This is a genomic window from Streptomyces sp. NPDC051020 (assembly GCF_040683105.1).
In the GTDB taxonomy this organism is placed as follows: Bacteria; Actinomycetota; Actinomycetes; order Streptomycetales; family Streptomycetaceae; genus Streptomyces.
The window spans coordinates 1-23,140 of the sequence record NZ_JBFBCG010000098.1 but is presented as its reverse complement, the minus strand read 5'-3'; the positions used below and the strand labels follow the sequence as shown (position 1 = coordinate 23,140).

Below are 23,140 nucleotides of genomic sequence, written 5' to 3'. Positions count from 1 at the left end.
CTGCATGGACTTGCGCTTGCCGTCCAGCATCAGCCCACGCAGATACAGCTCACCCTTGGCCCGCTGGTCCCGACGGGCCAGCGAGCCGAGCATCTGAGCCGCGAACGCCTCCAGGCGCGGACGGACCTCTTCCATCTCCTCAGGAGTCACACCTGAAAGAAGATCACAACCCTACTCCTGCTTGATCATCCGGGGTACCTAACAAAGCCCTATTAGGGTCCTGTCAGCTGCGTGGAAAGAAGCACTTCCGGACCAGTCACGGACCCCCCGGTTCAGCCCTCGGGTACGTCACCTTGGCTGACGCGCTGCCACTCGTTCATGGACTGCTCGATGAGGCGGTTCGCCTGCTCTCGAAGGCTGTCAAGGAACTTGGCGTAGTGGCGAAAGAGAACCTCGATGCTCTGGCCGGCGCGGCGGGCGCACTCGGCCGGGTCCACTCCGTAGTAGGGCCAGAACGAGATCGCGGCGTGCCGGAGGTCGTAAGGCCGCTTGACCAGGCGAGAAGCGCGCTCAGTACGAGTCAGGGCGTATTCCGTTCCCGCGCCCTCGTGATGCCGTAGGCGCCAGCGTCCACGTAGTTGCCAGCCTGGTTCCGGAAAGGTCAACCGTCAGGTGCCACGTCGAGCCGTTTTATATGGGAACGCAACATGCGTACGAATCCGGTCAAGCACGGCACGAGCATCCTGCGGGCGATCTTCAGGACGCTTGGCAAGGAGCCGACCGATGAGGTTCTTGAGCACGATGTCGTCGCAGGAGCGCACCAGACGGGCGCTGCTTCTTGACCACCTTGACCGCCATGGGCGACCCGTCCGGCCCCTCAGCCTCGGAGACGCCACCAAAGCCACCCGGCTCCCCGAGCAGCTTGCTCTCCCAGTATCGCCATGTCTTGCCGGACTGACCGGTGAAGGTCACCTCGTCGGCCACTGCCTCACATCCCCACCCATGAAATGGCCTTGCTCACCAACGGCCACGAATGTCCCGTCGGAAAGCCACGGAACTCAGTGGGCGGGAACCGGCTCGGACGACGGCTGCCACTCCCGCCTGATCAGCCCGTAGACCCACGAGTCAGAGACCTCGCCGTTGACGACACAGTCTTCCCGCAACGTCCCTTCACGTACGAAGCCGAGCTTCTCCAGCACGCGGGCAGAAGCCACGTTGCGCGTATCGGTCTCAGCTTGGACGCGATTTAGGTCCAGCGTGTCGAATGCCCACCGCAGCAGAACGCGCGCGGCCTCGGTCGCGTAGCCGTGGCCCCACGCTGCATCGTCGAAGCAGTAGCCAAGCGACGCGCTGCGGTAGTCCGGATTCCACCTGCTCAGGCTGCACCAGCCGATGAACGCCCCGTCGGAGACACGATCTACGGCCAGCCGCGCCCCGGTGCCCTCCTGTGCCATCTGCCGGCAAGCCGTGATGAACTTCTCCGCGCGCACGCGTTCGCTCCACGGTGGCGCGTCCCAGTAGCGCAGCACGTAGGCGCTGCTGTGCAGCGCGAAGAGGTCGTTCGCATCCGCGTCTTCGAAGGCACGCAGTCGAAGGCGAGCGGTGTGCAACGAGGGGGTGAGCAGCGACGTCCTCATGTTCCCTCCCCTGATCGGTGGCCGATCAATCAGACATCCGATGTGGGTCCCTCGCAACGGGTTTTCTCGGCCGGCTGGCAGACGTGTCCGCTCGTCGGCGCGCCCGAGCGCCCCCAGAGGGCGTAGCTGGACGCCCGTGGACGGTCGTTACAACCTGTGCCAGGTGGGACCGTCAGCTCGGAGCAGGCGGCTGCGGCCAATCCAACAGAGCCGCAGCCCCAAGGTCTGCAGCGGACCTTCCGTAGGAGGCGCCGGCCCTTCAGCGTGGCCATGGCCTGCTCGCCGAGGCAGCGGATCTTCGTGTGCGTGCTGTTGTGCCACCGCTGCCACCGCTTGAGACGACGGCCCCGGAAGGGCACCCGGATGGAACCGCCGGCGCCCTGATATGCCTTTTTCGGCCCAGCACTTGAGGCCGGCCACGGTGAGTGCCTCGACGATGCCGTGGGGGGGCGACGGTCAGGTCGTGGGTGGAGCCAGGCAATGCGGGCGACGCCCACAGCAGCCGCCCGAAGGGATCGGAGGCGGCGCGACCCAACGAGAAGGCAAACGCTGTGGGGCACGTGCCGAGGAGGATGGCTGTACCTGACACGGTGTGGCTATGAAGCCTTGGGCCAGGGGAACCTCCCCGCCCAGTGGGACCAGGGCACCAGCACCATCAGGACAGCTGCCAATCCGCCCAGCACCATGACCGTCGAGGGCGAGGAGTGGTCGAGGACGGCCCCTCCGACCAGGGCTCCGATGGAGATGGTGGCCTGGAAGGAGGCGGTGAAGAGGACAGAGGACGCCTCGGGGAAGTCGGGCGAAGCCTTGGCGAACCAGGTCTGCGAGCAGACCGGCACGGCTCCGTACGCGACGCCCCAGACGATCAGCAGCGTTACCGCTCCCACGTCCGACCGGCCGAGGACCGGGAGGAGCAGGGTCGCACCGGCGATCAACGCGGCGGCCGCGGCGAAAGTCGCTCGCGGATAGCGCCCCACAGTTGATCCGCCGAGGAAGTTGCCGGCGATTCCGGCTGCTCCGTAGACGAGCAGATAGACCGTGATGAGAGCCGAACTCACATGGGTCACCTGCTCCAGGAAGGGGGTGACGTACGTGTACGTGCCGAAGTGAGCGAGCACGACGAGGAAGGTCATCAACAGGGCGAAGCGGGTGTTGACGCTCCGGAGCATGCCGCCGAGGACGTCGAGGCGCGTCGCCTGGTCGGAGGGGAGCGGCGGGACGACCAGGAACAGCAGGGCGAGGACGGCCAGCGTGAAGCCGCCCATGACCAGGAACGCCGTCCGCCAGCCCGCGATGTCACCGATGAACGTGCCCAGCGGTACCCCGAGTACGGAGCCGAGCGGTACCGCAGAGAAGATCACCGAGGTCGCGCGGCCCACGGATTTGGCAGGCACCAACTGGCCGGCGAGCCCGGCTCCGATGGACCAGAAGCCGCCGATGGTGACCCCCACCATGACGCGGGAAACCAGGACCAGCCAATAGTTCAGCGCGATGGCGGCCAGGAAATTGGCCAGCGCCAGCAAGAGGATGAACACACCCAGCATGACCCGCCGGTCGATACGCCCCGTGGCCACCGTGACCAAGGGGGCTGAAACTGCGGCCAGGAATCCTGGCATGGTCACCATGAGACCAGCCATTCCGTCCGAGATGGTGAAACTCGATCCGATCGAGGTCAGCAGGCCGATCGGCAGAATTTCAGTGGTGACGATCGAAAAGATCCCCAGCATCACCGAAATCACAGCCAGCCAGGAAACCAAAGCCGAGCGATCCGGCGGTGCAGGAGCTTGGACAGCAGCGGTGGTTGCTGTGGACATGAATCCCGTCCTGAGTTGGACATCACATTCAGAGTGTGTCCACTAGTCCAGCAGGAACGGGCACCATCCTCTGGCAGATTCCCGACACCAACAATCAGCCCCAACCAGTGAGGGGTGGCCGCAGTCCGCTCATGGAGTCGCACCGTCCCGTGTTGCGGCAGCTCAGAGAACTGCTGCAGAGCCTGGAGTGGGGTGCCCCAAGGACCACAGCGCACCCTGGCCCCTGAGCCTTCTCTAACCTGACGGTTCTGGCCGCGTGTTGGACGGATCTACGAAACGGCGAAGCTCCTGGTAGACGAGTTCTCGACCACGATCGTCCGCAGCCACCAGGAGCTTCGCGTGCTTGTTTACCCGTCGTCGATCGACCTGCCCAGTCGCACCCTGCGGTACCTGACCGGACGACTCGCTGCCCGGATCCCTTCGGGCGGCTGCTGTGGGCCTCGCCCGCACCGCGATCATCCAGGCCGCTCTCGTCCTTCACCACGCGTCAGCATGAGGTTGGAAAAGGCTCACTCCACATGATGCGTCATCGGAAAGATGACGGCCCGATCAGCAGGGGCTGCGACGAGTGGATCAGCATCCCGGTCCATGGGGCAGGACCGGGACTCTCGGTCCGTACGAGTTCAGGTGAGGGGCACGGTCGCCCCTCACCTGGACAGGCTCAGCTCCAACCGTCCCAGCGGCCCTCAGCGGGTGGCGGTGGCGGTGGCGAGAGCTGCGGCGTACTGCTCGTCGGTCACGGGTTCCAGCCAGGTGGTGCCGTCGCCGTCGGCATCGCCGACGACCATGGCGATGTGCGCCATGAGGGCGGTGTCGGTGCCGCCGTGCCAGTGCTCCTCACCGGGCGGGCACTTGACGGTCTGTCCGGCGCTGACGCGTACGACGTCGCCGTCACGGGAGCCGACGAGGCCGACACCATCGGTGACGTAGAGGGTCTGGCCGTTGGCGTGGGAGTGCCAGTTGGTGCGGGCACTGGGGGTGAAGCGGACCAGGGCGGTCGCCAGGCGGGCCGGCTCGGCGGGGGTCTCGATCATGTTGAGGTAGACGTCGCCAGTGAAGCGCTCGCCGGAACCCAAAACTGTGAAGAACCGGGTGCACCTTGATCTGGCCACCACCTCGACCGCCCATCAGGAGGAGTTGGTCGCGCGTCTGAAGGATCTCGGCGCGACGCTCGCCGACGTGGGTCAGGGCGACGTCCCCTGGACGGTCATGGCCGACCCGCAGGGCAACGAGTTCTGCGTCCTGGAGCCCCGTCCGATCTACCGGGTCACCGGGCCGATCGCCGCGGTGGTGGTCGACTGCACCGACCCACGAGGGATGGCCCGGTTCTGGGGCAAGGCGATGGACTGGACGGTGCACGAGGTCACCGACGACCACGCGGCCATGCGCTCCGCCAAAGGCGTCGGCCCCTACCTGGAGTTCCTCCGCACCCCCGACACCAAGAGCGTGTGGAACCGCGTCCACCTCGACGTCTGCCCCTACCCGGTGACGACCTGGCAGCAGAGGAAGCCCGACTGCGCGCCCTGGGCGCCACCGACCCCGGTATCGACCAGTCCGCAATCTCCTGGACGGTTCTGGCCGACCCGGAAAGCAACGAGTTCTGCCTCCTCACCCCTCGCTGATCTTGAACAACGGCTCCGGCCGTTTTCGGGTCAGCGGCGAAGACCGCCTGGCGTCAGCGCATGCCGCCGGAGACGGGATGGTGCCCGCGGTGATCCAGCGCGCGTCATTGGATGCCAGGAAGGCCACGAGCGGGCCGTCGTAGGCACCGGTGCCCGTACGTCCCCGGCGCCTACGACGGCGCTACGTGCTGGCCTTCGACCACCCTGGACAGCCCACACGGCCGGGCACTCGGCCGGGCACTCGGCCGGGGACGCCGTCCCCCGTCCTCCTGCCGCCCACGCTGGCACTGCTCATCGAGAAACAGGTCGCACGACCGACGCTCCGCTCCATGGTCCGGCCGCCACGGGACGGTCGCCCTCCGCCGCCTCCGCGTGCGCACCGGCGGCGAGCACCAGCGCGGCGAGCACCAGACGCAGCCGCGGCCAGGCATACCGACGAGCGATACGTGGGTGCTGCGGGGTTGGGCTCGCAATGGGGCATCTGCCAGCCTCGCGCACCGTTCAGCGTGTCGACCCCGAAAACCGCCCTCTCGGCTATCTGTATGGCACGAAGTTGACGCACTGCACAGGGTTCATGCCGTGCGCGGGATCCGCTGCGCACGGCCGTGGAGCCGGAGCGCCGTTACGATCTCGACGATGCCGACCGCGACCAGCCACCAGCCGGCGACCAGGGTGAGCACGGCGATCGAGTTGAACGGCGAGATGATCAGCACGATCCCCGCGATGAAGGTGACGACGCCGAGGAAGGCCTGCCAGCCGCGCGCGGGCATGGTGGGGTCGTGAACGGCGGCCAGAGTATGGGTGATTCCGCGGATCAGCCAGCCGATGCCGATCCACAACGCGAGCAGCAGGATCGACTCCAAGCGACCCCGGAAGCAGAACAGGCCCAGCAGGATCGACAGGGAGCCGCTGATGAAGGCCAGGACACGCAGCGAAGTCGCCTTGTGCGTGCCGAAGGCGGCCGCCAGTTGGAGCGCGCCGCTGAGAATAAGGTAGATGCCGAAGAGGATCCCCGCGACCAGCAGGGACGGGCCCGGCCAGGCCAGGATCACGATCCCAAGGATCAGGGAGGCGATGCCGGTGATCAGGACGACCTGCCAGGCGGTGCGGGAGAGGTGGTGCAGGAACCCCTCGAAGGGTGGCTCCATGTAGCCCGAGGGCGGTTTCGGCGCATGCACGTCACCCGCGGCATGGGCATGGCGGTCGTTGTATTCCGGTCCCCGGGGGGAGCCGCTCGGTGCGTCGGTCATGATCCATGCTTGTACCGGGCACGGGCGCCCCGCCACCTTCGCCGGTCCACTCGGCTGACGGCGGAGGCACGTGGCCCGGTGAACGGGGCCGGCGAACGGGCCGTGTCCAACCGGTTCCTGTCAGCCGGGAACCCGCGGGCATGCGGCGACAGAGCACCGCCCATCTGGACCGGGCGCGGGCGACGGGACCCGCTCGGTCCAGCACGCCCAGGTGGTACGACACTGTGGTGGGACTGAGGAAGTGACCTGCCGCGAGCCGTGCGGTGGAAGCCGGTCGCGCCGGCGCCGCGAGCAGCCCGGCGCGGGTGGGGCCGAGCAGACTGGCCGGCTCGGCGGAGGGGGCGGTCGGCGCCGCGGCCCTGTCACGCGCGGGGTAGTTCGGCAAGGGCGGCCTACGACCGCCCCGTACCGGTCCGCTGCCACGGCGCCACCAGCGACGGCACCGCGACCACCAGGGGCACGGCCAGCGCCACCGTGAACCCGCTCTCCACGCGCAGTGTGCGTCGGCCCACCGGATGCCGGGGTGCAGCAAGTCGAAGAGTTCGGCGCACCACGCCAGTACGCCGGCGCACCGTTCGGCTTCCGTTTCGGGGCGCTCCTCGCGGCCTCCCAGTGCAGGGTGAAGGCCAGGTCCCCGTAGCGCCGCAGTTCCTCTGCGGCGCTGCTGGCCGACATGCCCGCCGCCCCGGGCCATCGCCCCCTGTACCTCCGGGAGCAGCTCCGGTCCGGCCAGGACGTTGCACGAGCGGCCGTCGCGCAAGGCCTTCAGCTCGCTCAGGACACTTCCGGGCGGAGTGGAACGGACCGGTTCCAGTTCCTCCTCGAGGGCGGGAGCGGGCCCGGACGGGTGCGGACTGAGGAAATCCGGCACATGGCCGCCGCCGTCCGGGGCCAGCTCCGACAGCAGCGGCAGCCGTGCCCGGCGAAGCACGCGCCGGGCACGCGCGACCCACGGATCGGTGTTCGAACCCGGGTGCAGGGCCGCGCGCAGGCCCCACGTGAGCAGCGTCGCCGCGACCTCGTGCAACGGCGGGATTCCAAGCGGTAGCAGGCCTGCCCCGTGGCATCCATGGTGAGTTCGATCGTGGCCCCCGCTGTCTCCCGTTCGCTGGCCCTTCGAATGCCGCGTTGCAAGCCGTTAGCCTGTCGGTATGTCAGAGCGTGTCATGCCGAGCCGCACGGACGGCCTGATCACCCTGGTTGCCGCGGACGCTCTGTGGGTCGATTTGACGGCCGACAGTGCTGTGCCGACGGCTTCCGGGGCATTCACCTGCTCTCCTGCCCGTGCCCAGGTGAGGTACGTCCTGCTCGGCAGCCATGTGGTGGCGACGGTGAGGGTGAGCAACGGTCAGTGGAGTGTTCCGGAGGTTGAGGTGCGCCGGGCGGCCGCGGAACTGAACGCGGTTGGGATGGCTCGGCAGGACCTGGTCCGCATCGGTCCGTTTCGTGGGGCGCCGAGGCAGGAGTGCAACGAGCAAACGCCGCTGCGTTGGCGCCAGCGCATCACGGGGGAACTGCAGGAGCTGGGCGGCCCCGAGCGGGCAGTCGGCCGGCCGTACCATCTGGCGGGGATCGACTGGCGACAGATACTCGTGGAGCAGACCCGCGACGGGACGCAGCGCACGTGGTGGCTGCCGCGTGCTGTGGTCAGGCTGCTGGACGCGGCCGAGCACGCCGAAACGCAGTGGGTGCAAGCCGCGCGGACCCGCCAGGCAAGCACAGCGGTCACCGAGCCGCCCTCCCACCCCCGGCAGGCCCGAGACGCCGGCCGTCGGCAGAAGACGAGCCCCGAGGGCCCCACCGCCTCCCTGCGTCCGTACAACAAAGAGCTGGAAGGCCAGCTGTATTCGGTGCTCAGCAGGAAGCCCGGTACCTCCCGCAGGGTGGCTGGGTGGGCGTGCGCCGTCTGCCGCACTGCGCCCGCCACCGTGCTCGACCACTGCCACGAACACGGCTACGTCCGCGCCCCCGTCTGCCAGTCCTGCAACACACAGGAACGCCCCGACCACCTGTACAGCAATGACATCCGCGTGGCGAACCGCTACACACGCCTCTTCCACACCGACACCGACGACTGGCTCCGCCACTGGCACCGCTGCCCCGGCTGCCGCGCACGCACCACCCTGCCCCTGCCGCACCTCGCCGCATGGACCGCCCACATAGCCTGCCGATCGCTGCGCCCGACCCACCGCGCCGCCCGCGGGCGCAAGCCCTGCGGTGTCCTGCGCGTGTCCTGGACGGGCAGTCAGAACTCGCCCCGTTCCTGTCTGCTCACTGTCGCCGTCGACTTCTGCCCATCCGGCGAGCACCGTGTCCTGGCGCGAGTCCCCTACCGCGAAGCCGCCGAGCGGTTTCGTGCCTGGTTGACCGAGACGGCCCCTGCCGTGGCCGCCGCGGCCGGTCCTGACCGCCTGGACGGCCTCCCTGCCCAGTTCCGGCCAGTCATCGCAGACACCAGCGGCGAGGACCTGGCACTGTTTTGAGCGGGCACCGAGAGACCTGACACCTCACCGTCACCTCGCAGCTGCCGGCCCCCAACACGGTCACCCCGCACGCCCCAGCGAAATGCGCAGCAGAGTGCCGCGGCGCAGTGCGCGTCACAAGATCGGCGCGCTGCTTGTCACAGAGGGTGCCGGGAACGGGTCACTGCAACGGACCGTCGCGTTCCGTCCGATCAGCCTTGGCTGTCGGGTCGCTGCGCCGCCGGAGCCTTCGGGGGTCCTGCGAGGGCCTCGGCGGCGGCTGGTGGTGCGATCAGCGGCCGGACCAGACCGGGTCGCGTTTCTCCGCGAAGGCGCGTGGGCCCTCGACCGCGTCGTCGCTGTCCCTGCGCTTCTCCTCCCAGGTGTACCGGGCGGTGAACGCCTCCTCGAACGGCATGTCGAGGGAGGCGAGGGTGGCTTCCTTGATGGCGCGTACCGCAAGCGGGGCGCTGCGGACCAGGTCGTTCGTCCATTCCTCGACACAGCGGTCGAGCTGGTCGGCCATCACGACCTCGTTGAGTGGGCCTGAGCATGGCGTCCATCAGATGCGGGCCGGCCGAGGGCGATCCGAGGACCGCCCTGAGGAAGATGCCCTGGTCGATCTCGTGGCCTTCCTTGTCGGCCTGCGGCCGGCTGCGCTCCGAGGCGAGCTGTGCGGCCGTCGGTACCAGACCCGGGAAAGCGGCCGCGGCGGCCTCGACGAGTTCGGCGATCTTCAGGCTGCGGGTGCGGCCGTCGGTGAGCCCGTCGTACACGGCGTCCGCGTGGGCGTCCAGGAACCGGGTGCGCAGCGCGCGGGAGGTGTCCTTGGCGGCCGCCGCCTCAGCGCGCTGCTCGGGTGACCGCGCACCGGGCGACGGCAGGGACAGGAGCACCTTCTCGACCTGCCGGGTGGTGTCGGCCAGGCCCGCCCAGACGTCGAGGGCCTCCTGTCGGGCGGAGACGGTCGCGGTCACGACGCCTCCTTCACGGCTGCCCCGCGCAGAGCACGGTCGGCCGCGGCCAGATGGGCGCCGAGGGCCTGCTCGAAGCTGGTCGTCGTCGCGTCGAACAGCAGTTGACGCCGGATGGCGAGCTCCTTGCCGGCCGGTGCCGACGTGCTGGACGTGAGCCGTGCCGCGGCGGCGTGGTCGTCGGCCAGTTCGTCGACGAGGCCGAGCGCCAGCGCTTCGGCAGTGTCGATCGAGGCACCTAACAGCACCGCCCTCCGCACGCGTGCGGCTCCGGCCTGCTGGACCAGCCGGTACAGGGCCATCCCGGGCCAGGTGGCCTCGCCGTCGAACGGGACGAGCAGCCGGGTGCCGGGGGTGGCGACGCGGACGTCCGGGCCAGGAACGCCTCCAGGGCCGTGCCTCCGAGGTCGCCGGTGGCCACCGCGGCGGTGGCCACCGGGAGCCGCTCCAGCCGGCGCAGCGCGCGCTCCCACTTGGTGAGCAGGGAGATGCCGAGGCCGCCGGTCCAGCCCGCCGCGGGGGCGCCGGAGACCTCCACGGTCACGATGCCCGGTCCGGGCCGGTCCTCGGCCTGGTCGCAGACGGCCGTCACGGCCTTGACCGCTGTGGCCGACACGGGCTCGGTTCCGTTGATTGTCAGGGTGAGCACCTTGCTCTCCGTTCCCGTCACCACTGGATCAGCGCGGTTTCGATGGTGGAGCCGGGCCCCATGGTCATGAGTACGCCGTACTCACCGGGCCGGGTGACTGCCTCGTCGAGGAGCCGTTCGTAGGAGAAGAGGAACGATCCGCTCGACACATTGCCGTAGTCGCGCAGGACGCCGACCATGTGCCGCAGGTCGTGCCGGGTCAGGCCGAGGTTGACGGTGACGGCGTCGATCACCTTCTTGCCTCCGGAGTGCACCAGCCAGTGCTCGATGTCGCTCCTGCGCAGTCCGGTCCCGGACAGCAGCCGGTCGACGACGAGTTCGGCGTGCGCGCCCACCACGTACGGGATCTGCGGGTCGAGGAATAAGCTGAACCTGTCCTGCGCCCGGTCCCAGTCGTAGCGCATGGCGTCGATGGCGTCGGGGATGAGGCAGCTCGCGAACTTGAGGATGCGGGGCCCCTCGGGGGCGATCGCCGCCTCGTCGCCGGGGCCGGTGTCCGCCGTGAGCGCGACGGCTCCAGAACCGTCGCCGAAGAGGCTGTTGACGACGGCGGTGCGCATCGTGTCGTCCATGGCGTAGGCAGCGGAACACGCCTCGGAGCAGAGCACGACGGCGAGTTCGCCGGGGTGTGCGGCGGCCCAGCCGGTCACCTCGTTGAGGGCGTTGAGCCCGGCGTTGCAGCCCATGCCGACGATGTCCGAGCGGCTGCAGTGACGGTCGATGCCCAGTTCCCGGATGAGCTGGGCGCTGAGTCCGGGGGTGAGGAAGCCGGTGGACGTCACGCAGCACAGGTGACGCAGGTCGGAGAGTTCGGCACCGGCCCGCTTCAGGCAGGCCTCCAGCGCCTCGGCCCCCATCCGGATGGCCGTCGCCCCGCCACGGCCAGGCCGTGCAGCACCGGAGGTCCGAGCAGTACGGCGTCGGCGCCCAGTGCGAGGGCGGCCAGCACGTCGCCTCCGCCGCGGACGCCCCCGTCGAGGAGGACGGGACAGGCTCCGCCCACCGCCGACGCGACCGGGGGAAGTGCGTCGACGGTGGCCGGGGCCGGACCCGGCCGCCGGTCCCCGCGGTGGGAGACGACAATGCAGATCGGACAGGATGTTCACCTCGCCGATGCGATTGTCCAGCTCCCGGTAAAGCCCCTGCGCTTCTTGCAGGCTGGCGGCCGCCGTCCACACCTGCTTCGACGGCCCTTCGGGCGTCGGAGGCGGTGAGTACGCCTTCCAGGAGGAGCGGCAACGGGCTTACGGCACGCACCCGTTCGACGAGGACCCGGTACGGCTGGGGGCGTCCGCTCCGAGGACCAGCGCCTGGACGCCGGCCCGTTGCGCCTCACGGATCAGTTCGCGGTTCGGGGGATCCCCGCGGTCATGGGAGATCCGTAGCCAGAGCGGCCCGGAGGCGGCCGCGACGATGTCCCGCAGCCTCCGCCCGGCGACGTCACTCACCACGAGCGGCAGGCCGGCCGACCCGGCGACCGCGGCCATGACGACCTCGCCGTCGACCATGGCGACCTCGCCGTCAAGCTGGGCCCGGTCCTGGTCGTCCGGGGACACCACGACGACCGGGGCCGCCCAGGTGCGGCCGAGGATCCGAGTCTCGGTCTCGGCGAACAGGTAGCGGTCGAAGCCCGTGACGGGCCGGGGCCGCAGTCGCAGGCGCGCGAACGCCTCCCGGTCCGCCTGTGGGACCCACTCCTTGTCCGGTGCCGCGCCCTGAAGGGCGTCGTCCCGGGCGGGCCGGGCGGCCGGGCCGGTGGCGGAGCCGCGGTACGCCACTCGGTCGTCGTTCACGGCCTCGTGGCTCTCCACCACTCCCCCGCCGGGAAACGTGCAGACGGCGGGGACGGAGCCGTCGGTGCGGAACGCCAAGTACGGGTCCCCGTCGGCCACGGCCAGGGTCACCCGCCCGGAAGGAACGCGGACGACAGCCGTGTCCGTCCGCTCCTCCCACCGGCCTCCCGCAGGACCGGAGGGGCGGCAGGAGAAACCGAGGGCGTCCCGGTAGAAGTCGGCACAGGCGCCGGGCGTGCCCGCTCCGGGTCGCAGACCGACGTGGTCCAGTCCCCGGATCGGGCCTTCCGGCCGGAGGGGCGCGCCCGGTTCCGGCACCCAGGTGCGGCCCGAGGGCAGGCCACTCGCGGTGACTCCTCCGGGTGGGAGCAGGGTGTGAGCGACACCGCCCGCCCCCGACAGGGCGGGGTTTCCCCCAAGGGAGTCGGCCGTCACCGCGTCCGCCGCCAGCGCCGCTTCGAGGGTTTCCCCGACGTCGTCGCACACCAGGGCGACATCGGCGATGCCGTCCCCGTAGGTGTCCAGAAATCTCCAGGTCACCGGGCCGGTGGTGATGAGGAGACTCACCTCCCCCTGCCGCAGCAGTACGGAACTCCTGTGGACGCCCACCCAGTCCGCGGTGCGCGCGAACCCCATCGCCGAGGCGAAGTGATCGGCGACGGACTTCCTGTTGCTCGTGTACAGCTCGACATACGCGATGTCTCGCACAGCCATGGCGTGCCTCCCGACGGCGGACGGTCACTGAGCTCCGGTCACCAGCGCCATTCCTGCTGGCCGAACAGGTGGCCGGCCTTGATTTCGCGGTCCGCGCACCAGGTCATAAACTCCTCGATCTGCTTGATCTGGTACGTGTCCTCGTTGTAGGTGGTGGCCATGACGTGGCCCAGCCAGGGCTCCTCGCCCATGGCGTACACATACGCCTCGGTGGCGCCCAGCTCGGTCGTGATCGCCGCGGCCTGCTCGGCGTTCGAGCCGGACAGCTTGCGCGAGTTGCTCATCTTCTTGGTGACCGGCTTGGTCAGCAGCGCCTGGTACAGCCAGGTCAGCGGGGCGCCGTCGCACTCCATGCCCAGGAAGGCGATGTCGGCCGTGCCCAGGTGCTCGCGGATGTAGCGGTAGAGCGTCGTGTCGATCCCGGAGGAGTCGGCCCCGACGAACGCCGACCGGCCGGCCAGGTCCACCCAGTACGTCGACTTGCTGCGGATGTCGAGGTCGCAGTGCTCGCCCAGGAACGGGGTCGCCACCACCTTGCCGCCGGGGAAGGGGAACTCGTCGTAGTCGTCGGCCTCGACGACCGGGAAGCCCAGCTGCTTCAGGTACAACCCGATCGACGGGTCCTCCAGGTTGCCCCGGGAGGAGCGCGGCACGACGATCGTCCCGATCCGGCCGCGCAGCTGCAGCAGGGTCTCGAGGACGATGTGGTCCTGGTGCCCGTGCGTGATCAGCACCAGGTCGATGAAGTCCGGCAGGTCGTCCAGGGTGTAGCGGTCCTGCGCCGAGCTGTCGGCGCGTATGAACGGGTCGGTGACGAACGCACCCTCGGCCGTCTGCAGGACGAGGCACGCGTGGCCGAAGTAGCGGATGCGGCCGCCGCCGTCGATGTGGCGGTCCTTCGACACGCTCGGCGTCGGGCTCAGCAGGCCGGTGAGCTGCGCCGCCTGAGCGTCGTTCAGCTCCAGTTCCTCACGCAGCCGGCTCAGGGTCGTCGTTGGTTCACCCGGGCCTTGAACAGCGCCTCGAGTCCGGGGTGGCGGAAGGGGATCTGCAGTTCCAGGACGTCCGGCGAGGGTAGGCGCGGGGTGCTCAGGATGAACGGCCGCTCCACGCCCGGCTCCAGCGACAGCTGCACCGACTGCCTGGCCTCGGTGTACACCGGGCTCTGGTAGACGAGCGGCTCGATGAACCGTACCGCCGCCTGGTTGTCGGTGTCGTACGCAAGCTCGACCAGTCCGCCGAGTTCGGCGGGCAGCTTCGGGTACAGCGGGGTGAGGTCGAAGCCGGTGGCGTTCGCCCGCAGCAGCTCCTGGCCTTGGGCGATCGCGTCGGCGAGCCGCAGCATGTCGGCCCGGTCCCGCATGATGTCGTCGAGGAGCTGTCGCACCTGGTCGCTCTGCTCCTCGCCGATGTTGACGAAGAAGCCGCCGCGCAGTTCCGGATTGTGGCTGGCTGCGATATGCACCTGCGGCGACTGCAGATAGGACTCGAGCATCGGCACCTGCAGAAATGCCAGATTCATCGACGCCTGTACCGGAGCAACAGTGTGAAACCACGCGTAAAAGCGGTCCACCAGCGGCTCGACTATCGCCTTCGACCGAAGAAACAACGGCTCATCAGCCATATGTACCCCACCTTCCTGGATGACCGAGCGAAATCTGGAGACAAGGGCACCGTCGCGATCACGCGCCTCGGCAAAGGCCGTGCTTGCCCGCAGCAATATGACGTGCGGCCGGTGTGCAGAGCAACCCGAAAAACCCCGTGGGAATTGCGACGGCGCCGTTCAGCTGACGCACCACCGCAGTTGAACGGCGCCGTCGGGCACCGCGGGCTATTCCGTTGTCACTTCTTGCCGCGCAGTGCGGCGCGCTATCAGTCCTCGGTCCAGCCGTGGCTCTCGGCGAACTTCAGCAACTCGTTCCGGATCTCCAGGATCTGTTCTGCGGTCAGGCGCGGGCCGGCCTTCAGAAGCAGCTCGGTGACTTCCCTGGAGAACTCCTCCGCATCGAGCACGTCGCACGTCGGGTCCTCCGTGGCCGAGTTCCTCGCCGAGGGCGTGGACGACGCCGCGGGAGCGGCCGCGGACCGGGCCGGCGCCGGGACGGCTGGCGGCGCCTCGGCCCCATGCGCGAGCCGCACGGAGGAGGCCTTCGGCCCGCGGTCCCCCTCCTCCACCTCGAACTCGACCTCCAGCCCGGGGCGCAGGTACGACTCGGGTATGAGCAGGTCGTTCACGTGCAGGAAGACGTCCTCGCCGCCCGCCTCGGGAGCGATGAACCCGTAACCCCGGTTTCCGTCGAACCGCACAACACGTCCGGCAACCATGCCAACCAACCCCCAACAGGACCGGGCCCCTTGCCCGGACAACACTCGCCGGATCGTAGCTCCGCCGGATCCATCCCGCGAGGTATGCTCCGTCGCCGGACCTACATCCCCGGGGTGATGCGGCCGGGAGCCGCCGGGCAGCTGACCGGGACCCCGGCCAGGCAGGCACGCCAGCGCGCACTGGCCCTCCTCGAGGAGCTGGACATCGCCGACCGCAAGGACATCTACCCGGCGGCGCTCAGCGGCGGCGAGCGCCAGCGCGTGGCCGTCGCCCGTGCCCTGATGAACCGGCCGGCCCTGCTGCTCGCCGACGAGCCGACGGGCGCTCTGGACAGCCGGTCCGGCGAGCATGTGATGGATCTGCTGCTCGACCTGAACCAGCTCGGGCAGACGCTGCTCATGGTGACGCACGACGAACGGCTGGCCACGCGGTGCGCCAGCCGGGTGATCGAGGTCGCCGACGGCCGGGTGGCCCGCGAGCGGACTCTGGAGCGGAGCGCATGAAGGCTGTATGGCGGGTCGCACGTGCGGCCGTGCGGCGCAGGCGGCTCCAGACCGTCGTCATCGGCGTCGTCATCCTGTTCTCCACCATGTCGATCGTGGTCGCACTGGGGCTGCTGGAGTCGGCCTCGGCGCCGTTCGACCGTGGATTCGCCCAGCAGCGCGGCCCGCACGCCGTCGCGGCCTTCGACCGTGACAAGGTGTCCGACGACCAGCTGAGGCGGGCGGCGCGCCGGCCCGGGGTAGAGGCCGTCGCGGGCCCCTTCGAGCAGGCCGTGCTGAACATCCCCGAGGGCGTGTCCCGCATGGTGCGGGGCCCCCAGAAGGTGGTGGGCCGCGCGGACCCGGGCGGAGACGTGGACCGTCTGGATCTGTGGCAGGGGCATTGGGCGACCGCGCCGGGCGAGATCGTCCTGCGCCAGTACCCGCCGTCGCAGAGCGCGCTGCCCTTCGGCCCGAAGGAGGATCCGCTACCGGTCGGCGAGAAGCTCGAGATCCCCGGCATGCCGACGCTCACCGTCGTCGGGTACGCCTACAGCCTGAGCAAGACGCCCGACGCCTGGGTGTCGCCGGAGCAGATCGCCGGCCTGGGACCGACGACGTCCCAGATGCTGTACCGCTTCTCGTCCGCCGGGAGCGACTCCGCGGTCAAGGCCGGCCTGGCCTCGGTCGGCGAGGGTCTGCCGCGGGACTCGTTCCTCGGCTCCAACTCGTATCTCGCCATCAAGCGTGAAGTGGCGTCCGGGCTGGGCGCGTACGTGCCCTTCCTGATGGTCTTCGGCTGCCTGGGGCTCCTGTCCGCGCTCCTGATCGTCGCCAACGTGATCAGCGGCGCGGTCGTGTCGGGGTTCCGGCACATCGGCACCCTCAAGGCCCTGGGCGTCACCCCGCACGAAGTCGTGGCGATCTATCTGGTGATGGTGTCCGTCCCCGCGATCGCCGGCTGCGTGCTGGGCGCCGGGCTGGGCAATCTCATGGCGCGGCCCCTGCTCGTCAACGCGTTCAGGGGCATGGGTCTGGGGAACGTCGGCGTCAGCCCTCTGGTGAACACGATCGCGCTGCTGGGGATGCCCGTCGTCGTCGTGCTCGCCGCGCTCGTCCCCGCCCTGCGGGCCCACCGGCTGTCGGCGGCCGAGGCGACCAGCGCCGGCAGCGCGCCGCGCATGGGTCGCGGGCTGAGGGTCCAGCGCCTGCTCGGCGGCACCCGGCTGCCGCGCCCCGTCAGCCTGGGGCTTGGCCTGCCGTTCGCCCGCCCGGGCCGCACGAGCCTGACCATGGCGGCGATCGTGCTCGGCGTGACCACCGTGACCTTCGCGACGGGACTGGTCAGGACGGTGGAGGAGTACGCGGACACCTCCGCCCACAAGGGCGCCGTCCAGGTCAGCGTGGACCGGGGCAACCCCGTCGAGGGGGTCGAGTCGAAGCGGGGGGACGCCGTGACGGAGGCGCTGCTGCGCGCGCAGCCCGGCACGGCCGAGGTGACCGCCCGGCTGACCCTCGCGCTGTCGCTCGTGGGGTCCACGGAGAGCGTGGAGGGCCAGTTCTTCCGGGGCGAGTCGTCGGCGCTGGGCTTCGAGCGGGAGATCGTGAAGGGGCGCTGGCTGGACAGGCCCGGTGAAGTGGTCGTCACGTCGGGCTTCCTGAAGGAGCGCGGCCTGAGCGTCGGCGACCACCTCACGCTGGAGAAGGACGGGCGGCGGACCCGCGTCACGATCGTCGGCGCGACCATGTCCGGCGAGACCTCGAACCTCTACTCCGAATGGCAGACGCTCACCCCGCTCACACCGGCGTACAAGCCCATCCAGGTCCAATACCTGGTCAAGCTGGACCCGGGCACGGACGTCGACGGCTACCTCGGCTCGGTGAAATCCGCCGACCCCGGCCTGTACCCGAAGGAATCCACTGATTCGGACAACTCCTTCGCCCTGGCCATGATCAGCTTGGCGACGACCCTCACCCTTGTGCTGGGGACGGTGGCGGCGCTCGGCGTCTTCAACACCGTCGTGCTCAACACCCGGGAACGGCGCCGTGACCTGGGCATGCTGAAGTCGATCGGCATGACGCCCCGTCAGATGATCGCCATGATGCTGACGTCCATGGCGGCGCTCGGAGTGGTCGGCGGGCTGATCGGCATTCCCCTGGGGGTCGCCGCCCACCGGCTGATCGTGCCGATGGCGGGCGAGGCGGCCAACATCGCCCTCCCCGCCTTCCTGATGGACGTGTGGCACGCGCGGGAGATCTCCCTGCTGGCCTTCGCCGGGACCGTGCTGGCGCTGCTGGGCGCGTTCGTCCCGTCCCGGTCGGCGGCACGCCTGACGATCTCGGAGGCCCTGCGCAACGAGTGACCCGCGGCAGTGAGGCCCTGGAGGCAGGCGGCCTGCCGCCGGGTTGAACGCTCCACCGGACCGAAGCCCCCGTGCGAGGATGACGTGCTTTTGCAACTCCCTGCCGTTTTCCGGCCGTTGTCGCCGGACCACTACAGTGAGGAGCCCCGGTGGGCATGCTCAGCCGCGACGATGTGGACCGGGCCTGGCGGCGACTGGCCGGCCGGGTGTGGCAGACGCCGGTCGTCCGCTGCGAGGAGCTGGACGCGCCCGTGTTCGCGCCCCCATCCCCCTGGACCGGCCGTGCCCCCCCCTGCCCCCCCCCCCCCGAGCCCGCCCCGCGCGTGGTGATCGCGGACGACCAGGAGCTGGTCCGCACCGGCTTCCGCCTGATCCTGACAGTCCGTGGGATCGATGTGGTGGGCGAGGCGTCCGACGGCGCGGAAGCGGTGGCGGCGGTGCGTGAACTGCGTCCCGATGTCGGGCTGCTGGACATCCGCATGCCGCAGATGGACGGGCTTGAGGCCGCCCGCCGGATCATCGCCCAGTCTCCGGACTGCCGGGTCATCATGCTGACCACCTTCGACCTCGACCACTACGTCTACGCCGCCCTCGCCGCCGGTGCCAGCGGTTCCTGCTGAAGGACGTCACTCCCGAGCATCTCGCCGCCGCGGTCCGTCTGGTGAACACCGGTGACGCACTGCTCTCGCCGTCGATCACCCGCCGACTGGTGGAGCGCTTCGCCGCGCCCGGCAGCGCCAGCGGCGGCGGCAGCGGCACCCAGCGCGTCCGGGGTGCCACGGTCCCAGCCACCCACCGGGACCTCGTCGCGCTGACACCGCGTGAGCTCGAGGTGCTGACGCTGATGGGCCACGGACTGTCCAACGCCGAGCTGGCGCGTGAACTGACGCTCCGAAGCCACGGTGAAGACCCATGTGACCCGGATCTTCACCAAGCTCTCCCTGCGCGACCGCGCCCAGGCCGTCGTCCTCGCCTACGAGACGGGGCTCGTCGCACCGGGAGACCGCTGTGCGGGACCGGCCTCCGGGCCGGCACGCTCGGGCCACGGGAGGCCAGCGCCGGCGCACCGCCCTCCCGCCACAACTGCTGCCACTGGTAGGCCGACTTCCCGCTCACCCGCAGGCGCCGTGCCACCTCCAACGGCTTGATTCCCTGCTCGAACAACTCGGCCGCCTGCATCCGCACCGACCACGGCGCATCCGGCCCGCAGCGGTCAGCTTGCCCCCAACCGCGTACCTCACCTACCACGGAATACAGCCAACACGGCTAACGCGGCGGGGACTTCGAGAAGGTTCACCCCAACGAGCCGACGTCAGTACTTCCAACGTAGATAAATAACGTGTCCGCAGACGCCTTGATCCGCTCCTGAAGGAGGAATAGCATCCGGCGCAATCGATCTTGGAAGGGGTCGAAGTGCCGAACATACAACGCGTGAAGCCGGCGCTGATCGCAGCGCTGATACCGATAGTGGTGCTCGGCGTCGCCGCACAGCCGGCGATGGGGCAGGCGCCCGTGCCACCACCGATCAAGACCTACGAGGGAGATCCCGGCCGGCTCGACGACGCGGCGAGCTGGCGTACCCCTGAGTTCAACCGGGACGCCGGCCTGGTGTCGATGGGAGCCGAATTCGCCTACGCAGCCGGCTACTCCGGCACCGGGATGAACATCGGCGTCGTCGACTCGGGCGTCTTCGCCGGGCACGTCCGGGAGCACGGAAGCCTGGACACGAACTACGCGGTCGGGGACCGCTACTTCTCAGTGGAGGCCCAGGGCGGCCAGACGGGCCCCACGCCGGGATTCTACAACCCGGCGTTCAACGACAGCCACGGCACCCACGTCAGCGGGACCATCGGTGCGAGCCGCGACGGCGTCGGCGAGACGCAACCGGCCGGGCAGGATGCCAACATGCACGGCGTCGCGTTCAACAGCAACGTGTACACGGGCAACACCGGCAAGACGGACGGCGTGCTCTACGGTCTCCTGCCGTCGAACGCGACCGCCGCGCAGACGCCGGACGACGCCTACATCGGCAATGTCTACCGGGCCGTGAACTCCGCCAAGACGGCGAACGGCGAGCCCATCAAGATCATCACCAGCAGTTGGGGTAGCCAGCCCAAAACGGAAAACTACAACACGTATGACACGCCGCCCGGCAGCCCGGCGGGCTTCGGTCTGAACACGGCATGGCGCCTCTGGTCCACTCCGGACGGAGTCGTCGACGCGAACGGCAGCGCCACCCACTGGCTGAACGGTGCCATCGAGGCCGCGCGTACCGGCACGGTCATCCAGTTCACCGCCGGTAACAGCGGCTACGTGAACCCGTCGCCGCGAGGCGCCGCGCCGTACTTCATGCCCGAGCTGGAGGGCAGCTGGTACACGACGTCGGGGATCAACCCCACCCAGGGGCGCACGTTCAACCCTGACGGCTCCGTGCTGGTCCCCGGCCAGCAGACGTTCAACCAGTGCGGCGTCGCGAAGTGGTCCTGCGTGACGGCGCCGGCCAACAGCATCAACAGCACGACCGTGTCGGTCGTCAACGGCGTGCCCGAGCCCCGTTACGGCAGTGCGTCGGGGACGTCGATGGCCGGCCCGCACTCGGCGGCCGCACTGTCGTTGATCATGCAGCGCTTCCCGTACATGACCAACGAGCAGGCGCTCTCCACGATGTTCACCACCGGCCGGCAGAACAACACGATCAGTGACGCGGCGGGCAACGCCGTGCTGAACCCCACCGGCGGCCAGATCGTGCAGGTGCCGGACAGCCGCAATGGCTGGGGCACGGTCAGCCTGCGGGAGGCCATGAACGGCCCGGGCCAGTTCCTGGGGCCGTTCGTCGTCGACACGCAGGGGCGCGACGACGTGTGGTCGAACGACATCTCGGACGTCGCGATCCGGGCCCGCCAGCAGGAGGACGCCGCCGAGGCGGCCGCCTGGGCGGCGACCAAGGCCGCCAAGGGCTGGACCAACGGCCTGCCGGCCGACGCGAGCGACGCCGACAAGTCGGACTACGCCATCGGGGTCCGCCGTGAGCAGGCACGTGAGGCCCGCGCCTACGAGGGCAGCCTCACGAAGCGCGGCGCCGGCACCCTGTTCCTCACCGGCAGCGAGACCTGGCACGGGACGAGTACCGTCCTCGACGGCAAACTCTCGGTCGTCGGCTCGCACGCGAGCGCTGTCGACGTGCGCGGCGGAACGCTCGGCGGCAGCGGCACCGTGGGTGACAGCATCAACGTCGGCCGCGGCGTGCTGCGGCCCGGTCTCATGGCCGACGAGGCCGCGCAGATCACTGGCGCTTCCGGCGCCGCAGGCAATGTCCTGAACATCGGCGGGAACGCGACCATCGGCAAGCAGGGTCGCGTTGCCGTCACGATCTCCGGCGACCGGGACTACACGAGCGTCCGGGCGGCGGGGAACCTGGTGCTGGACGGTGAGCTGGACCTGGATGTGCGGGGCAAGCTGACCCCGGGCACCGTGTTCACGATCATGAGCGGTAGCTCGATCAAGGGCGCCTTCCACGCGCTGCCGGAGAACCGGGCCCTGAACGTGGGCGGTTACCTGTTCCGGGTGTCCTACAAGAACAACAGCATGACGCTGACCGTCATGGACACGATGTCGGACAACGGGCAGTAATCCGTGACCCGTTGACTCAACTCGGCTCAGGGCCCCGAGGAGAGTCGCTTCGCCCGTTTTCATCAGGGCGGGCTGGGAGGGGAAAACTCAAACGAGCACGGCACATGTGGATCACGGAGGTGTCCAAGCTTCAAGATCCGCAAGGTTGCCGTGCTCGTCTCTTCATCAGATTTCTTCGTGGATACCCCGGCCTTCAGGCCGGGGTATCCAAACGAACCCCTGCGGAGCAGGGCAGGTAGGTCCGGCTCCTCCAACTCGCCGACAGGCAACGAGTGGCGCTGGAGCCAGTCCAGTGCGGCCTGCCACTCCTCCCGGGCATCGGCGTTCCAGGCAGCCTGAACCTTGATCTACGTCGCCACGCGCTACGCCACGCTGCCTGGCACCTGCCTAGGCGGGTGCCAGGCAGCCGCTAGGTCATCCGTTCTTTGAGATGCTCAGCGGGAAGGTGGGGGTGCCGACGTTGTTCAGCGTGGTGGTGTTCGCCTTCACGTACGTGTCCAGGTACGGCGAACGGTCACCCTGGGTCGGCGAGTCGAACCGCGGGTCTTGCACCTCGAGGGCGAGCCGCGCGTCGGAAACCGTGATCGTCTCACCGGAGGGAACGCTCCGCCAGCCGTTTGAGGTGATCGTTCCGATCTGGACCGCCAGTTGGTGCCCTTGCTCGAAGGTCCAGTCCGTCGCCTTCAGGGCGAAGGAGGTCGATCCGCTGCTTTCCAGCAGCGCGACGTTCTCGTTGAACATCGTCGCCTTGCCGTCCGGAGCGACGTCCCACAGTCGTGCCCAGACGTTGCCCTGGCCCCTGGTCTTCAGCGTGATCTCCGGGCTGCCCGTGATCCGCACCCGCTCAGCGGCGGGCGTGGACCAGGTCCAGTAACTGTTGGCGGGTGCGTCGGCGCTGATCGCACTCGTCTGGTCAGTCGTCAGCGAGCCGACCTCCGCCGCGTACTCGATGTCCCAGCCCTGAGACTCCGGCGCCGTCATCGACGGGGCGGCCTTCTGTGCCTTGCCGCCGTCGTCGACGTACTGACCGGGAGCCAGCCGCACCTGGTACGCGTCGTTGGTCACCGGCCAGGTCGGCTCGGCGCGCCAGTGGCCGAGGCTGTCCTCGAGGGAGAACGCGGGGTCGGTCACCGACGGTTCGATGCCGCGGAGGTACTGGTCGTAGAACCGCATCACCTCGTCGAACCAGCCCGCCCGTCCCATCTTGAGCCGGCCCCTGGCATTGGTCTCGTTACCGCGCACGTGTTCCCACTGACCGATCCAACCGCGTTGCGGACCCTGATGGTTGGCCAGGTACTTCTGCATCTGCTCGGGCTTGGTGTTGTCCTCGATGAAGCCCGACGTGACGAACAGCGGCGTCTGGGATCCGGCGGCGCGGGAGGCGAAATCGGGCTCTCCTGCCGCATGTGTGGGTGCTGTGACCTGGTCTGATACGTGAAACACGCCGCTTCCTGTGATCCTTGAGGTGTCTAGGCTCAAGTTTG

General features: G+C 69.3%; 19 protein-coding genes and 5 pseudogenes. 7 read left to right on the top strand and 17 right to left on the bottom strand.

What is annotated here, in order from left to right:
• The 5 genes and pseudogenes from AB0N06_RS33295 to AB0N06_RS33275 all read right to left on the bottom strand — a co-directional run.
• Positions 1–135, bottom strand: a 135-nt coding sequence (locus tag AB0N06_RS33295; protein ID WP_366138422.1) for a transposase, incomplete at its 3' end; no start/stop codon positions are given.
• Positions 136–998: 863 nt separating this feature from the next.
• On the bottom strand, positions 999–1,577 hold the full coding sequence (locus AB0N06_RS33290) for a GNAT family N-acetyltransferase (RefSeq protein WP_366138417.1): 579 nt from the start codon (positions 1,575–1,577) through the stop codon (positions 999–1,001).
• 227 nt (positions 1,578–1,804) lie between these two features.
• A pseudogene (locus AB0N06_RS33285) lies at positions 1,805–2,097 on the bottom strand (transposase family protein); the annotation flags it as partial.
• Positions 2,098–2,173: 76 nt separating this feature from the next.
• The gene (locus AB0N06_RS33280; protein WP_366138416.1) at positions 2,174–3,391 is read right to left on the bottom strand and encodes an MFS transporter; all 1,218 of its coding nucleotides are present in this window, start codon (positions 3,389–3,391) and stop codon (positions 2,174–2,176) included.
• Between the two features lie 686 nt (positions 3,392–4,077).
• A complete protein-coding gene (locus AB0N06_RS33275) occupies positions 4,078–4,503 on the bottom strand; it encodes a cupin domain-containing protein (protein ID WP_366138415.1) in 426 nt (141 codons plus the stop codon).
• Between AB0N06_RS33275 and AB0N06_RS33270 the strand changes: the two are divergent.
• Positions 4,457–5,013 (top strand): annotated as a pseudogene (locus AB0N06_RS33270) (VOC family protein); the annotation flags it as partial. The gene AB0N06_RS33275 and the pseudogene AB0N06_RS33270 overlap by 47 nt on opposite strands.
• A 572-nt stretch (positions 5,014–5,585) precedes the next feature.
• On the opposite strand, the gene AB0N06_RS33265 reads toward AB0N06_RS33270, so the two are convergent.
• Complete coding sequence (locus tag AB0N06_RS33265) at positions 5,586–6,263, bottom strand: HdeD family acid-resistance protein (protein WP_366138414.1); 678 nt, start codon at positions 6,261–6,263, stop codon at positions 5,586–5,588.
• A 1,151-nt stretch (positions 6,264–7,414) separates the two neighbouring features.
• Here AB0N06_RS33265 and AB0N06_RS33260 point away from each other — a divergent pair.
• Entirely contained in the window at positions 7,415–8,746 is a 1,332-nt protein-coding gene (locus tag AB0N06_RS33260) for an endonuclease domain-containing protein (protein ID WP_366138413.1), read from the top strand.
• A 271-nt stretch (positions 8,747–9,017) separates the two neighbouring features.
• Here the strand turns inward: AB0N06_RS33260 and AB0N06_RS33255 are convergent, their stop codons facing one another.
• Entirely contained in the window at positions 9,018–9,251 is a 234-nt protein-coding gene (locus AB0N06_RS33255; protein ID WP_366138412.1) for an enoyl-CoA hydratase-related protein, read from the bottom strand.
• Positions 9,252–9,351: 100 nt separating this feature from the next.
• Between AB0N06_RS33255 and AB0N06_RS33250 the strand changes: the two genes are divergently transcribed.
• Positions 9,352–9,588: a hypothetical protein gene (locus AB0N06_RS33250; RefSeq protein ID WP_366138411.1), complete on the top strand. Its 237-nt coding sequence runs from the start codon at positions 9,352–9,354 to the stop codon at positions 9,586–9,588.
• A 110-nt stretch (positions 9,589–9,698) separates the two neighbouring features.
• Here the strand turns inward: AB0N06_RS33250 and dpgB are convergent, their stop codons facing one another.
• The 8 genes and pseudogenes from dpgB to AB0N06_RS33210 all read right to left on the bottom strand — a co-directional run bounded on the left by dpgB (position 9,699) and on the right by AB0N06_RS33210 (position 15,180).
• Entirely contained in the window at positions 9,699–10,040 is a 342-nt protein-coding gene (dpgB, locus tag AB0N06_RS33245; protein ID WP_366138421.1) for an enoyl-CoA-hydratase DpgB, read from the bottom strand.
• Positions 9,938–10,348, bottom strand: a complete 411-nt coding sequence (locus AB0N06_RS33240) for a hypothetical protein (protein WP_366138423.1) — start codon at positions 10,346–10,348, stop codon at positions 9,938–9,940. The genes dpgB and AB0N06_RS33240 overlap by 103 nt, the downstream gene beginning before the upstream one ends.
• Positions 10,349–10,365: 17 nt before the next feature.
• Positions 10,366–11,214 (bottom strand): annotated as a pseudogene (dpgA, locus tag AB0N06_RS33235) (3,5-dihydroxyphenylacetyl-CoA synthase DpgA); the annotation flags it as partial.
• Positions 11,175–11,432 (bottom strand): alpha-hydroxy-acid oxidizing protein, encoded by a 258-nt coding sequence (locus AB0N06_RS33230; protein WP_366138420.1) that lies wholly within the window; start codon positions 11,430–11,432, stop codon positions 11,175–11,177. The pseudogene dpgA and the gene AB0N06_RS33230, both read right to left, overlap by 40 nt.
• Positions 11,433–11,592: 160 nt before the next feature.
• Positions 11,593–12,855 carry an alpha-hydroxy-acid oxidizing protein gene (locus AB0N06_RS33225; protein WP_366138410.1) on the bottom strand — a complete coding sequence of 421 codons (1,263 nt, stop codon included), beginning with the start codon at positions 12,853–12,855 and terminating at the stop codon, positions 11,593–11,595.
• Between the two features lie 38 nt (positions 12,856–12,893).
• Positions 12,894–13,760, bottom strand: a complete 867-nt coding sequence (locus tag AB0N06_RS33220) for an MBL fold metallo-hydrolase (protein ID WP_366138409.1) — start codon at positions 13,758–13,760, stop codon at positions 12,894–12,896.
• Positions 13,761–13,837: 77 nt separating this feature from the next.
• Entirely contained in the window at positions 13,838–14,479 is a 642-nt protein-coding gene (locus AB0N06_RS33215; RefSeq protein WP_366138419.1) for a hypothetical protein, read from the bottom strand.
• Between the two features lie 248 nt (positions 14,480–14,727).
• Complete coding sequence (locus AB0N06_RS33210; RefSeq protein WP_366138408.1) at positions 14,728–15,180, bottom strand: cold shock domain-containing protein; 453 nt, start codon at positions 15,178–15,180, stop codon at positions 14,728–14,730.
• A 138-nt stretch (positions 15,181–15,318) separates the two neighbouring features.
• Between AB0N06_RS33210 and AB0N06_RS33205 the strand changes: the two are divergent.
• From AB0N06_RS33205 to AB0N06_RS33195, 3 genes and pseudogenes are all read left to right on the top strand, one after another.
• Positions 15,319–15,684 (top strand): annotated as a pseudogene (locus AB0N06_RS33205) (ATP-binding cassette domain-containing protein); the annotation flags it as partial.
• On the top strand, positions 15,681–18,026 hold the full coding sequence (locus AB0N06_RS33200; protein WP_366138407.1) for an FtsX-like permease family protein: 2,346 nt from the start codon (positions 15,681–15,683) through the stop codon (positions 18,024–18,026). The pseudogene AB0N06_RS33205 and the gene AB0N06_RS33200, both read left to right, overlap by 4 nt.
• A 323-nt stretch (positions 18,027–18,349) precedes the next feature.
• Positions 18,350–19,033 (top strand): annotated as a pseudogene (locus tag AB0N06_RS33195) (response regulator transcription factor); the annotation flags it as partial.
• Here the strand turns inward: AB0N06_RS33195 and AB0N06_RS33190 are convergent.
• Entirely contained in the window at positions 18,954–19,205 is a 252-nt protein-coding gene (locus tag AB0N06_RS33190; protein WP_366138418.1) for a helix-turn-helix domain-containing protein, read from the bottom strand. The pseudogene AB0N06_RS33195 and the gene AB0N06_RS33190 sit on opposite strands and share 80 nt — an antisense overlap.
• Before the next feature lie 234 nt (positions 19,206–19,439).
• Between AB0N06_RS33190 and AB0N06_RS33185 the strand changes: the two genes are divergently transcribed.
• A complete protein-coding gene (locus AB0N06_RS33185) occupies positions 19,440–21,656 on the top strand; it encodes a S8 family serine peptidase (RefSeq protein ID WP_366138406.1) in 2,217 nt (738 codons plus the stop codon).
• A gap of 414 nt (positions 21,657–22,070) precedes the next feature.
• Here AB0N06_RS33185 and AB0N06_RS33180 read toward each other — a convergent pair whose 3' ends face one another.
• Positions 22,071–23,099, bottom strand: a complete 1,029-nt coding sequence (locus AB0N06_RS33180) for a CocE/NonD family hydrolase (protein ID WP_366138405.1) — start codon at positions 23,097–23,099, stop codon at positions 22,071–22,073.
• Positions 23,100–23,140 lie beyond the last annotated feature (41 nt).